The organism is Jeotgalibacillus sp. ET6 (genome assembly GCF_029667115.1).
Lineage (GTDB): Bacteria > Bacillota > Bacilli > Bacillales > Jeotgalibacillaceae > Jeotgalibacillus.
This window is the reverse complement of record NZ_JARUIU010000004.1, coordinates 448,846-461,290: the sequence shown is the minus strand read 5'-3', so window position 1 is coordinate 461,290 and position 12,445 is coordinate 448,846. Positions and strand designations below refer to the sequence as shown.

At 44.0% G+C, this 12,445-nt stretch carries 11 protein-coding genes and 1 riboswitch; of the genes, 3 read left to right on the top strand and 8 right to left on the bottom strand.

Annotated features, from left to right (window positions below):
- Window positions 1-384: 384 nt before the first annotated feature.
- The 5 genes from P6709_RS13660 to P6709_RS13640 all read right to left on the bottom strand — a co-directional run bounded on the left by P6709_RS13660 (window position 385) and on the right by P6709_RS13640 (window position 6,452).
- Complete coding sequence (locus tag P6709_RS13660; RefSeq protein ID WP_278241479.1) at window positions 385-2,241, bottom strand: cation:proton antiporter; 1,857 nt, start codon at window positions 2,239-2,241, stop codon at window positions 385-387.
- Window positions 2,242-2,346: 105 nt separating this feature from the next.
- On the bottom strand, window positions 2,347-3,012 hold the full coding sequence (locus tag P6709_RS13655) for an oxidoreductase (RefSeq protein WP_278241478.1): 666 nt from the start codon (window positions 3,010-3,012) through the stop codon (window positions 2,347-2,349).
- A 112-nt stretch (window positions 3,013-3,124) separates the two neighbouring features.
- Window positions 3,125-3,976 (bottom strand): transglutaminase family protein, encoded by an 852-nt coding sequence (locus P6709_RS13650; RefSeq protein ID WP_278241477.1) that lies wholly within the window; start codon window positions 3,974-3,976, stop codon window positions 3,125-3,127.
- Window positions 3,977-4,036: 60 nt separating this feature from the next.
- Window positions 4,037-5,005: an alpha-E domain-containing protein gene (locus P6709_RS13645; RefSeq protein WP_278241476.1), complete on the bottom strand. Its 969-nt coding sequence runs from the start codon at window positions 5,003-5,005 to the stop codon at window positions 4,037-4,039.
- A gap of 1 nt (window position 5,006) precedes the next feature.
- Complete coding sequence (locus P6709_RS13640) at window positions 5,007-6,452, bottom strand: circularly permuted type 2 ATP-grasp protein (protein WP_278241475.1); 1,446 nt, start codon at window positions 6,450-6,452, stop codon at window positions 5,007-5,009.
- 205 nt (window positions 6,453-6,657) lie between these two features.
- On the opposite strand from P6709_RS13640, the gene P6709_RS13635 reads away from it, so the two are divergent.
- Window positions 6,658-6,831 (top strand): SE1832 family protein, encoded by a 174-nt coding sequence (locus P6709_RS13635; RefSeq protein WP_278241474.1) that lies wholly within the window; start codon window positions 6,658-6,660, stop codon window positions 6,829-6,831.
- 166 nt (window positions 6,832-6,997) lie between these two features.
- Window positions 6,998-9,058 carry a cation:proton antiporter gene (locus P6709_RS13630; RefSeq protein WP_278241473.1) on the top strand — a complete coding sequence of 687 codons (2,061 nt, stop codon included), beginning with the start codon at window positions 6,998-7,000 and terminating at the stop codon, window positions 9,056-9,058.
- A 149-nt stretch (window positions 9,059-9,207) separates the two neighbouring features.
- Here the strand turns inward: P6709_RS13630 and P6709_RS13625 are convergent, their stop codons facing one another.
- Genes P6709_RS13625 through P6709_RS13615 form a run of 3 tightly spaced genes read right to left on the bottom strand, consistent with a single transcriptional unit; the run spans window position 9,208 to window position 11,455 of the window.
- Window positions 9,208-9,597, bottom strand: a complete 390-nt coding sequence (locus P6709_RS13625; RefSeq protein ID WP_278241472.1) for a VOC family protein — start codon at window positions 9,595-9,597, stop codon at window positions 9,208-9,210.
- 15 nt (window positions 9,598-9,612) lie between these two features.
- The gene (locus tag P6709_RS13620) at window positions 9,613-10,995 is read right to left on the bottom strand and encodes an MATE family efflux transporter (protein ID WP_278241471.1); all 1,383 of its coding nucleotides are present in this window, start codon (window positions 10,993-10,995) and stop codon (window positions 9,613-9,615) included.
- Between the two features lie 7 nt (window positions 10,996-11,002).
- Window positions 11,003-11,455 carry a MarR family winged helix-turn-helix transcriptional regulator gene (locus P6709_RS13615; RefSeq protein WP_278241470.1) on the bottom strand — a complete coding sequence of 151 codons (453 nt, stop codon included), beginning with the start codon at window positions 11,453-11,455 and terminating at the stop codon, window positions 11,003-11,005.
- Window positions 11,456-11,608: 153 nt separating this feature from the next.
- Window positions 11,609-11,716: riboswitch (TPP riboswitch) on the top strand.
- 101 nt (window positions 11,717-11,817) lie between these two features.
- On the opposite strand from P6709_RS13615, the gene P6709_RS13610 reads away from it, so the two are divergent.
- Window positions 11,818-12,444, top strand: coding sequence for a YkoF family thiamine/hydroxymethylpyrimidine-binding protein (locus tag P6709_RS13610; protein ID WP_278241469.1), 627 nt, complete (start codon window positions 11,818-11,820; stop codon window positions 12,442-12,444).
- Window position 12,445 lies beyond the last annotated feature (1 nt).

The following is a 12,445-nucleotide window of genomic DNA, read 5'->3' as shown; positions in this document are numbered from 1 at the left end:
CTTGAACATAACGGGGGAACAGACGATAAAATCTTAAGCAGTAAAAAAGAAGAGAGCTTGGGACATAAGTGTCTCAAGCTCTACGACCGGTTCACTTCGCTTCAGGCGGACGCTTTCCGCAGGGACGGCGCTGAGCCTTTTCAGGGCCTTGCCCTGTAAAGTCTCAGCTTGCCGTCATATCCTGCTGGAGTCGCCACCTTCCGCTCCGCTCACCTACTACTAGTACTAAATATGTCCTTTTTTTTAAACTTTTATGAGTTATGTCCCAGCCTCCAGTTAATCTCTTACTACTTATAAATACTTCATCGCTTATTAAACTTTTTTGAGTTTTGTCCCAACCTCGTTTTAGCAATGGTAGAAAGCTGCTGCTCGTTTATATACAGATTAGTCAGAACCCCCGTTTTTCCTCAAGGCTTTCTTTGATTTTTGACTGATTTTTTCTTTTTCTCTTGAAGCTGAAGAAATTCGCACCATTGTGTCGCCTGCCACTACAGCTATTTCCGTGTCAGTAGCAAATGGCTCAAAATTACCTGATGTTTTAAGAACCCCAATAATGGTATCTTCTTCATCTATTTCTTTTTTAAATTGCTCATAGCTGTACTGTTCCGTTATCATTGTTTTTCTGAATACATAGCCGCTCTCCAACTGAGAAATAAGCTTTTGCAGCGTTGCGGTTTCGTTAAACAAAATTCTTCCGCCGACGGTATGCGTCAACCTCTCATGACTGGAGGCCAGGTCTCTTTCTGAAGCAACCTGAAATAAATGCTTAGCACCGATAGAAGGAGTGAAAGTAGAGCAAATCAGCGCATTATAGGCATCACTTTCTGTACCAGCAACAATGCTTTCATAGGGTGTCATATCAAGACTGTATTCAGTCTGTTCAGATAAAATCTCCCCATGAAAAGTAGAAAGGCCGCTTTGTCTTGCTTTGACCACTTTTTTCCACGAAGAATCCACCAGCAGCGCCGGAATCTCCATTCCTTTTAATGTTTTAACCAGTTCTCTGGTAAACAAATTGCCGCCGACCACTATAATGCCTGGCTTGCTGTCGTTTGCCAGTTTCAAGCGGCGGGCTACCCACCCAATGGAAAAGCCGTGGGCACATACCGTAGCAAACACAAGAGCAAAGGTTAACGCCGTAAGCAAACGGGCATCCTCAAAGCCTGTATCAAACAGAACAGAAGCAAAATATCCAGATACCGTCAGTGCAACAATTCCCCTTGGCGCAATCCATCCTACGAGCGTTTTTTCCTGCCAGGACAGATCGGTTCCGATTGTAGACAGCCAGATGGACAAAGGTCGAACGACAAAGAGCATCAGCAGCACATACCCGATAATCGCCGGATTAAGAATTTCAGTGAAGGTTTCAATCTGAATGGAAGCCGTCAGCATTATGAAAATCGTTGAGATAAAAAGCACTGATATATTTTCTTTAAAATGCCTCATGTTTTCCATAGAGGCAATATGCATATTGGCAAGTGTCATTCCCATCGCGGTAACGGAAAGAAGACCCGTTTCGTGCATCACTTCATCAGCGAGTGTAAAGCAAAGTAAAACAACTGCGAATAACACGGGTGATTTTAAAAATTCGGGTATATATCCCTTTTTAAACATCCAGCCCATCCCTCTGCCGCATCCCCAGCCGAGCAGCGCAGCAAAGGCAGCTGCACCAAAATAAAGAAGGAGGGTTGGAAGCGTAACGGACTCATCCGTAAAGTAAAGGATAATCTCAAATGCAAACAGGGCCAGAAGAACGCCGATCGGGTCCACGATAATTCCTTCCCATTTTAAGATCTTAGCAGGCCGGGGTTTTAATTTAGCCTGTCTTAGTAAAGGAAGAATGACGGTTGGCCCCGTCACAATGAACAATCCTCCAATAACAAAGGCAACCGGCAGGGATAATCCAGCTACAAAATGGGCGATAAGAGAGCCAAGAATCCAGGCAATAAACGCTCCGATGGTAACAATTCTAAAGACAGGTTTTCCAAGATCCCTGATCTCTCTCACATCAAGCTGTAAGCTGCCCTCAAATAAAATGATGGCCACGGCCATTGAAATAATTGGCCCGTACATATCCCCAAATTCCTGCTCGGGATTAATAATTCCTAAAACCGGACCAACGATAATTCCTGCAACAGACATGACCACAATCGCGGGAAGCTTAATCCGCCACGAAAGCCACTGAGACAAGATCCCCAGAAAAACAACGAGCATAACAGTAAATAATAATGAATCAAACATAGATGGATCCCCTCTTCCTGCCTTTCGCCACTTTTAAAAACCTATTCGCTTACTTTATCAGTTGTAAGCAAATAGTTGAAGGATTTAGTTTGCACAGTTTGCTTTTTACGATCTTTCGGTTTTTTCGATTTCTGCCGAACTATACACCAGAACATTTTCGTATGGGTCGTTCATTGCTTTTTCAACCATAGCAAGCGCCACCTGTTCTGCCCTGACTGCTTTATAGGTTTTTAAAGGACCGACCATTGCCCAGCCGACTAATGTCATTACCTTAGCGCCAATTGTTTCCCCAAAACGAAACTCTTCTCTATCACCAAGGAGCAGGGATGGACGGAAAATTAGAAGGCTGGCAAGGTTCATCTCTTTTAGCTGCTCCTCCATCAACCCTTTGATCTTGTTGTAATAAAAAGGAGAAGCAGGGTCAGCTCCCATCGCAGAAATGACGAGAAATTGGCGGACATTGTTTTTCTTCGCTAATGAAGCAAATTGCAATGGGTAATCCAAATCCACTTTTCGAAAAGCCGCTTTTGATCCAGCTTTTTTCATAGTGGTCCCCAAACAGCAGTATACATCGTCCACCAGTCCCAGGTGCATCCCTTCCAAATAATCAAAATCTATGATTTTATTGATCAACTTTTGGTGGGTTATATTCATATGGGTTCGGGTAATAGCTGTAACTTCACTATATTCTTCCCTTTTGCACAGCTCTTTGACTACTTCCTGCCCTACCAGCCCTGTTGCGCCAATCACGACTGCCGTTCTTTGTCTCATTTTCTCTCCTGCTTTCCACTTGATTTTACACAAGGCTTGTCCCTCTTACCATCATTTTAAGCCAATGAATCAATTTAAAAATGGCGCCGGGAAGCCCGACGCCATCCTATTCTTATTGATCGACCAGTTTTACACTTACTTTAACATCCAATGTATGCTTGCCGCCTCTGTAAACGCCTTGCAAAGGACTGACATCTGCGTAATCACGGCCAGCTCCAACCCGAATATGGTTTTCAAGCGCTTCTACGTTATTGGTAGGATCAAGTCCCACCCATCCGATGCCGGGAACCATGACTTCAACCCATGCATGTGTGGCAGAATCCCCTACCAGAGCAGAGTTCTCTCCTACATACAAATAACCGCTGATGTACCTGGCTGGAATCCCTCTGGCTCGAAGGACGCCAATCATAACATGGGCATAATCCTGACAAACGCCCTTTTTCCCTTCAATGGATTCACTCGCTTTGGTTTCAACATTCGTTGCTACCGGATCATATTCAAACATATCATGCACATATTTCATTAGATTCAGGGAGAATTGCACAGGATTTTCCGTATCTCCAATTTCCTGAACAATCTTATCCACTTGCTGCTGTTCAACAAATGTGTAAGCTGTCTGATTTAATGAAGCAAGATAATGCCTTTTGAATAAATCAGAATGGAAAATCGACTGCATTTCCGGTGAATAATCAATTCTTCCGATAAAAGGACTTTTCTGGATGCTGACCGTCGAGATCGTTTTCACTTCAAGAGACTGATGAAAATCTGCGATAAAGAATGATTCAACGCTATTGCCCCATAAATCAATATATTCTTTTGTTAAGGAAGCAGGCGTAATTTCAGACCGGTAATAAAGAAGCCGCTGACACTCATCTGTTCTTGGTTTAAGACGGATATCGTTCATGCTTTGATCCACTATGGTTTCATAATGAAATGTATTTGTATGTTCAATTTCATACTTCATTCCGTTTTCACTTCCTCGCTGATGGTCACTCCAGTTATTTATTGTACGCAAAGGATTCTTTCAAGGTACATGAGCTGGTTCGATTAAATAGTACGTCTGTGAAAATACCTGGCTGATATCATTGCAGCGATCCTGGAAATCATCCAGAAATGAACTGAATTCATGTACGGAAAGAGACCGTATTTTATCTTCATCAAACTCAGCCATCAAGCGGTCAAGCGCTGCATACATTCTCCATGAATAATGAGACACTTTCCCTCCTTCAAGCGCAATGATCGCTTCTCTAACATGGTCCATGCAATATTGGATTGATCTTGGAAAAGCATAATCAGAGATTAAGAAGGTCAGCACATCTTTTTCGTTCATTCTTGGAGGATACTTTTTCAGGTATTCATCATAGCCATTCAGCAGCTGCAGGGCAGACCGCCAGTAATAATAGTTGGTGCCGTCCGCTCTTTCCCGGTCATCGTTGGATTTTTCACTTAGCACATTTAAAATCCTGGCTGTTTTTTCGCCTCTTTCCAGCCATTTGGCAATCTTAATAAACCGGTACGGGACCCCTCTCGACATAGAAGATTCAATCACACCCTGTGACGTTAATGAAGCGAGTTTGACCCTTTTTAGAAAGCCATGCACTTCCTTCAGTGATCCTTCCGGAATGTACATATTGGTGCTTTCAAGAAAAAGGTCATTCCACACTTCAAACAAATCTCCAGGGATAATGTCACGGGTTATTCGGGCATTTTCTCTCGCGAATTTAACGCAATTTAAAACGGAGCTCTGGTTGCTTTCTGAGAATGCCAAATAATCAATAATATTATTGATTGTCAGCTTTTCGTACAAATGATTGTACTCTTCTAAAGATCCGCATACCTCAATTACCGTCTCCCAGTCATAGTTGGTAAGAGATTCTTCAGAAGAGGCTTCAAGCATCTGGATTAGCTGAACTCCCAGTACTCTTGCATTGTTTTCAGCGCGTTCAATGTTTCTCGACATCCAATACAATGAATCTGCTACTCTGCTAAGCATGTCAGCTATCGCCTCCTTTTAATACCCACGTATCTTTTCCTCCCCCGCCCTGAGAGGAGTTCACAACGAGAGATCCTTTTTTCAGCGCGACGCGGGAAAGTCCTCCAGGGAGCACATGTGTTTTTTCTCCCCGCATCACAAATACTCTCAGATCCACATGACAAGGGTAAAAATCCCCTTCCTGAAAAACCGGTGCACGGGAAAGCTGAATCGTGGGCTGGGCAATATACTGAGAAGGATTTTCTTCAATCTTCTCTTTAAAAACCGCTATTTCTTCAGCAGAAGCATGAGGGCCAATAAGCATATCATAGCCTCCTGATGCTCCTACATTTTTTACCACCAGCTCATCCAGTCGTTCAAGCGCCCACTCTCTCTCTTCCTTATTTCGCATAAAGTACGTATCCACATTTGGAATGAGGGGCTCTTCTTTCAGGTAATAACGAATCATTTCCGGAACATAGGCATACATCGCTTTATCGTCTGCCACACCATTGCCTATTCCGTTTAATATTGCAACGTTGCCCTTTCTATAGGCTTCGAGAAGTCCTTTAACACCCAGAGCGGAATCAGGATTAAACGCATCTGGATCAAGATACTCGTCATCAATTCTGCGGTAGATGATATCCACACGCTGCATTCCCCGAATGGTTTTCATATAGACGACACCGTTTCGGACTTGCAAATCTCTTCCTTCAACGAGTTCAATTCCCATTTGCTGAGCCAGAAAGACGTGGTCGTAATAAGCGGAATTATACATGCCCGGAGTGAGCAATACCGCTCTTTTTTTACTGCTGCAGTTCTTCGGAACATGAGAAAGCAGAGCTTCCTGCATATTGGAGAGCTGGTGCTCCAGTGAATGAATGCTGTGTCGGTTAAAAAACTCCGGATATACCTGCCTCATCACATATCGGTTTTGATACACATAAGACATGCCGGAAGGATTACGAAGATTATCTTCGAGTACTCTATATGTTCCCTCCTGGTCACGGATTAAATCTATTCCTGCAAGAAAAATATGATTATTTAAGGGGATCTCTGCTCCTCCAACCTGTTTGTGGAAATAATTGGGGTTCTGTTCCACCAATTCTCGAGGTATAATCCCATCGTTCAAAATGGCTTGATCTTTATAAATATCCTCTAAGAACATGTTCAGGGCTTCCGCTCTTTGAATCATGCCTTTTTCAATCATTTCCCATGCATCCGGAGGAACAATAATTGGAATAAAATCAAAAGGCATCGTCCGTTCCGTTCCTACGTTATCGTTGTACACTGTGAAGGTTATTCCTTGCCGTAAAAAGCTAAGCTGGGCAGTTTCATGCTTTTCTCTTAATTCTTCAGCAGAAAACTGGTTCATCATATTGTGAAATGCCTGATAATGCGTTTTCGTACTTCCACTTTGCTGAAGCATCTCATCGAAAAAAAGATCGGTTTGATAAGGCTTAAACATGCAGGAAATCCCTCCTTTTTTATTATCGTGCTGTTGTATCTTTCGACATGGACACGACAAAATCCTCTAAATATTCAGAATTCACAAGTACTACTCTATACCCCAAAGAATTGAAAAATATGTATATCGTCTCATGTTTTTTGCATACCAAGGGAAAAGAGCTTAGACTTATAGGCAGTTGAATATAAAAAGGAGGACTTATTTAATGAGTCATTCACAAGCAGCAGAACAGCGTATTGAAGAACTTAAACAGGAGTACATCCGCGCCCAGGATCAGCTTGAGAAGCTTGAGTCGTTAGGAATGGATGCCGGCTCTGCTGAGAGAAAGCTGGTGCGTATTGAAACGGAGCTGGAGCAGCTGCGAAAAGAAGAAACGTAATCATCTTAATAATCCGTTCATATTTTAATCGTTTGTCGGCAAATGGGGTAATACACCCTCTTTTGCTAACGGACGATTTTTTGATTTTCATTCACCTTGCCAGGCTCTTTCTGCTATAATCATTAAATATTTTTCATTTCAAACGGAAGTAGGTGCAGATGAAACCATGAATATCCCCTTTCAGGAACCCGTGCTGGTTTTTGGACTTGCTGTTATTATTTTCTTAGTTTCTCCTTTTATCATGAGCAGGCTTCGGATTCCTGGTATTATAGGCCCCATTATTGCTGGTGTAATTGTAGGACCTAATGGATTTGGTCTTCTCGAACGGGGAGAAACCATTCAGCTGCTTGGTACAGTCGGCTTACTATTCATTATTTTCATCGCAGGTCTGGAGCTTGATATTGACGGCTTTAAAAAATACCGCAAGAGAAGTATTTCCTTTGGGCTGCTATCCTTTTGTATTCCACTAATTATTGGAACCGCAGTTGGGTATTACCTCGGCTTCGGGTGGGCTGCTTCCATTCTACTCGGCTCGATCGTGGGCTCTCACACCCTGCTTGCCTATCCGATTGCTTCAAGACTTGGCATTGCCAAAAATAAAGCTGTCACGACAGCCATCGGCGGAACATTAATGACAGACACCCTTGCCATGCTGATACTGGCAGCTGTAGCAGGGTATGCCTCAGGTGATGCAAGCCCCGGATTTTGGTTTCAGCTGATTGCATCCACTCTGTTGTTTGCGCTGATGGTTTTGGCGGGTGCTCCTCGTCTTGCAAAATGGTTTTTCAGAAACTCCAATAATGAAGGACAAATGGAATTTAATTTTGTTTTGACAATTCTTTTTGTGTCTGGAAGTCTTGCACTGCTGGCTGGTCTTGAGCCTATTATCGGAGCTTTTCTTTCAGGCCTTGCACTCAACCGTTATATCTACGACCACGGACCACTGATGAACAGGATACGGTTTACAGGAAATGCCCTATTCATCCCATTCTTTCTATTATCAGTAGGGATGCTCATGGATTTATCTGTTCTGTTCTCAAGCCCCGATGCCTGGATTCTCACGGTAAGTATATCGGGTGCTGTACTGATAGGAAAAAGTGCTGCCAGCCTGATTACAAGCAGGATCTATCACTATTCACCAGATGAAAGCCGGGTCATTATTGGCCTTACTGTTCCTCAGGCTGCTGCAACGCTTGCCGCCACACTCGTGGGCTTTGAGCTCGCATTGCTCGACCAGGCAACGGTGAATGCAGTCATTGTGATGATTCTCTTAAGCTGTATCTTAGGCCCCTATCTAACTGAAAAATACGGCAGGAGACTTGCAGTGGCGGAAACGGTGGAGCAGTCTGGTCATGATGATCGTCCGGAACGTATTTTGATTCCGATTGCAAACCCACACACTACGCAAACCCTGCTCGACCTGGGATTTATTGTTCGGCAGGCAAAGCTCTCAGCTGAACCCATTTATCCTCTATCCGTTGTACAAAAAGATGTGAAATCTGTGGAAGGCAGCGTGGCTTCAGCTGAAAAAATGCTGACCAATGCCATTGCTTATGCGGCCGGAGCCAATATTCCCGCCCGCTCACTTATAAAAGTGGACCGGAATATTGGACGCGGAATCGAACGGGCCGTGGCAGAGGAACGCATTACCACCATCATCGCCGGCTGGAATGGAGAACGTCCTTCCAATAAGCTTTTCGGAGGGATCATTGATAATTTTCTCGATCATACGAATGAACGTGCGATGATCGTCAAGCTTGGTCATCCGCTCAATACCACAGACCGCATTGTGCTGATCTTGCCTAAAGGAGCTTATTATAAGCCTGGGATTCAAGATGGCATCAGAATTGTCAAAGGCATGGCTGCACAATTAAACTGTTTGCTTGAATGTCTTGTAATCCGGGACTCAGTGGAGCGGTATGAGACGCTATTTTCTTCTATAAAGCCTAACGTGACTACTTTTATGCACCGGTTTGAGTCATGGGAAGAATTATATAATCAGCCAGTACAGTCCCTGCGCAAAAATGATCTGGTTATGGTCATGAGCGCCCGTAAAGGAACGATCGCCTGGCATCCCCAGCTTGAACGGGTGCCGAGAAAGCTCGCAAAAGCCAACCCGGAAAGCTTCATCATTTTCTATCCCACAGAAACCGGAGAAACAGATCTTCGAGGAGCACGCGGGACTGAGGTGCCAAAAGAAGTACTTTTCCGGCGTGATTATGATTAAGTTTTAAAACAACACTGGATCTTAAGCGGTGCTGTAGATTCTGAACTGTCTCTGAATAATTGCACACCCAAGAACTGCAAAAAGGCTGAGACACAAATGTGTCCCAGCCTTTTTGCTTCGATGAATGACTTTTAGATTTTTTTCGCTCACTACAGAGCAGGTGCTACAATCTCCACTTTAATCCTGTCCGGGTCTTCTCCGTACAGGGCATAATGAGCAGGCCCGCCCACAAAAGGGTACTGACTTTCATATAAAACCCGCTCCTTGCGCCTTTTCATTTCAGCAGCAAGTTCATCTACATGCTCTTTGGATTGGGCATGAAACGCAAGGTGGTTTAATCCAATCCGTTTTCTGTGATAGCCTGCTTCCTTAAAGTCTTCTTCTGCTTCCACAAAAACAAGGTATGCTTCGCTGCACTTGTAGCTGAAGCCTTTCTCCCACTTTTGATAAGGGCTCCAGCCCAGAGAGCCAAGAAGCCAGCTCCAATATTTATGGGACTGCTTTAAATCAGACACATAGATTTCAAGATGGTGAATCATGCTCTCCCTCGTTTCTTATCCGTTTACTTCTGCCCGGCGAAGCTTAGCCTGTGCGGGTGTTTTCTGAAACAGCTGCTTCCGGTCTCTCCAAACAAAGAATAGAGAAAGCAGAAACGCAAAGGCATCAGCAATCGGAAAGGCAAGCCACACCCCGACAAGTCCAAAGAATGATGGCAGAATAAGCACCAGTGGAATGAGAAAAATAAGCTGTCTGGACATCGACAGAATAAATGAAATTTTGGCTTTCCCCAGCGCCTGGTATAATCCGCCTGTCACCATTTGAAAACCGATAATCGGCGCTACAAGGAAGATCCAGCGCATGGCCGTTTCTCCTCCATCCACAACCGAAGCATCCGTGGAAAACACAGCCATCATGCCTGCGGGGAAAATCATGGTGATCACCCACACAAATGTGGCAATTCCACTTGCGGCTAAAATTCCTATCTTTAGCGTATCGCTTACCCGATGATAGAGCTGTGCACCATAGTTATAGCCAATAATCGGCTGCATCCCCTGTACAATTCCAAACATCGGCATAATTGCAAACATCATAATCCGGTTAATAATACCAAATATCGCGACCGCTGTTTCTCCTCCATGAATAACCAGCATCCAGTTCACCGCAATAAACATCAGGCTCCCCGCAACTTGTCTGACAAATGTGGCAGAACCAATGCTGACAATTTCTTTTACTACCTTTAAGTCAGGAAAAAGTCCGATCCACCTGAACGATAGGGAGCTTTTACCCATTTTAAAGTAGTAGAAGATCCAGACCGCTCCTACGGCTTGAGAAATCACTGTTGCGATTGCGGCTCCGCTGATTCCCATATCCAGAACGAAAATGAAAATTGGATCGAGAATAATATTCAGCCCTGCCGACACAATCATCGTCAGCATCGCTACTTTAGCATTTCCTTCTGAACGGACAATATTATTGGCTGACATGGCAAACGCCTGAAATAGCGACCCAAATAAAATAATCGATAAATATTGCTCCGCGTAAGGAAGTACATCTTCTGTCGCACCAAAGGTAATCAGGATCGGCTCTAAAAATGTGAGTGCGAGTGTGACCATCAGGACACTAAGCAGACCAACGAGCCAGATCACATGTCCGAATACTTCATTTGCCTCATCTAGTTTCCCTGCTCCAAGCCGCCTTGAAATGATGGAGGCTCCACCTATTCCGATGGCTGCTGCAAAAGCAGTAATAATCAGCTGCAGCGGAAATGCGATCGAAAGAGCCGCAACGGCAAGCGTCCCAACCCCTCTTGCAATATAAAAGGTATCTGCAATATTGTAAAATGCCATTACGAACATGCCAATAAAGGCAGGGACGGAAAAACGGACCATCAGTTTCGGTATTTTTTCTGTGCCCAGCTGTGTGCTTTGCTGTTTCATCCTTTTGTCACCTCTCTTTTTCTTCAATCTTTTTTACTGCGTTATCTGCCATTCGTTTCAGAAGCATCAGTGCCAGCTCTTTTTCTTCTTCTGAAAAATCCGCTGTCAGCGTGTTTGTCCAATCCTCCAAAATGGAACGAATGACCGGTTCAAGCTCTTTCGCTTTACGGGTCAACTTTACAATATGGGAGCGCCGGTCGGTGTCATGGGGATTCCGAACAACATATCCTTCATCCTCCAGCTTTTTTACAGCCCGCGCAGTTGTCGTTTTGTCCATCCTTAAAGCTCTGGCCATTTGTTCCTGTGTCAGTTCATTTTCTTCATACAGCACCATCAAAAACTTTACCTGTCCTCTGCCAAGACCATATGGCTCAAATATTTTGCTTAAGTGCATATAGCCGTACCGGTGAACAGTGGATATCATCCGTGCTGCAGATTTATGATTGGTCTTTCTGTTCATAGCTCTCCTCAATTCTTCTATTCCGAATACTTTCCTGATTATAAATCGATTTAGTTGCAGATGCAACCTTCCATGTTCCGAAATATATTAATCTTTACAAGAATGGCAGAAGGCTTTATGATGAACGGGACAAACACAAACTGCATATGAAAGTCGATACACTAGGGGTGCTCGTAAAGGGCTGTGATGAGAACATATTGTTCCGATCCCTCATTACCCGATCCAGGTAATACTGGCGTGGGGAAGTGTGGTGACGCATCACTCATTCAACCAACCACTCAATTGATGATGACGAAGCTGCATTTCCTTTTTCGGGAATGCAGCTTTTTGTGTTGGCAAAACGAATAGAGGAGGAATAACAAATGACAAACCAATCAACATCTTTATCAGCTGGAGCTTCTTGCGGAACGAGCCAAATAGCGGGGTGCCGCTTCTCTCTTCATCCTATGGACGATCAATTTATATCACTGCTGAAAGGCGCCATAGAAAAAGCAGATACTTCTAAAATCTGGCGCTTCACTGATGATGTCAGCACCTGTGTCCGCGGCAGGGAAATCCATGTTTTTGATGTGGTAAAAGCAATGGTTCTCCATACAGCAAAAACAGGTGCGCATGTGGCGCTTAACGCTACGTTTTCAATTGGCTGCCCTGGCGATACAGAAGGCGACGCCTACATGGTAGAAGATGATATCCGTCTAAACGAACCGGACGTAAAGGATCTTTCGCAATATGTATCCTCCCAATTTGCACTTTATCCTATGGGCGATCCGGACTATATGAAAACGATTATGGATCAGGTGGCAGTGGCAGAAAAACACGGTACGCTGAAAAAAGGCGTTCACTACGCCAGCGGACTCCATGGGGATATCCATGATGTATTTGCCACATTAGAGGAAGTATTTGCAAATGCACAGCAAAGTAAAAGCTCGCATATTGTCATGACCGTAAATATGAGTATTAACAGCCCGTCCCACCAGGAGGAAAAGTAAA

Excerpts from the sequence above, each read along its gene's own strand:
- P6709_RS13660 (WP_278241479.1), bottom strand. The coding sequence starts at position 2,241 with ATGTTTGATTCATTATTATTTACTGTTATGCTCGTTGTTTTTCTGGGG.
- P6709_RS13655 (WP_278241478.1), bottom strand. The coding sequence starts at position 3,012 with ATGAGACAAAGAACGGCAGTCGTGATTGGCGCAACAGGGCTGGTAGGG.
- P6709_RS13650 (WP_278241477.1), bottom strand. The coding sequence starts at position 3,976 with ATGAAGTATGAAATTGAACATACAAATACATTTCATTATGAAACCATA.
- P6709_RS13645 (WP_278241476.1), bottom strand. The coding sequence starts at position 5,005 with ATGCTTAGCAGAGTAGCAGATTCATTGTATTGGATGTCGAGAAACATT.
- P6709_RS13640 (WP_278241475.1), bottom strand. The coding sequence starts at position 6,452 with ATGTTTAAGCCTTATCAAACCGATCTTTTTTTCGATGAGATGCTTCAG.
- P6709_RS13635 (WP_278241474.1), top strand. The coding sequence starts at position 6,658 with ATGAGTCATTCACAAGCAGCAGAACAGCGTATTGAAGAACTTAAACAG.
- P6709_RS13630 (WP_278241473.1), top strand. The coding sequence starts at position 6,998 with ATGAATATCCCCTTTCAGGAACCCGTGCTGGTTTTTGGACTTGCTGTT.
- P6709_RS13625 (WP_278241472.1), bottom strand. The coding sequence starts at position 9,597 with ATGATTCACCATCTTGAAATCTATGTGTCTGATTTAAAGCAGTCCCAT.
- P6709_RS13620 (WP_278241471.1), bottom strand. The coding sequence starts at position 10,995 with ATGAAACAGCAAAGCACACAGCTGGGCACAGAAAAAATACCGAAACTG.
- P6709_RS13615 (WP_278241470.1), bottom strand. The coding sequence starts at position 11,455 with ATGAACAGAAAGACCAATCATAAATCTGCAGCACGGATGATATCCACT.
- P6709_RS13610 (WP_278241469.1), top strand. The coding sequence starts at position 11,818 with ATGACAAACCAATCAACATCTTTATCAGCTGGAGCTTCTTGCGGAACG.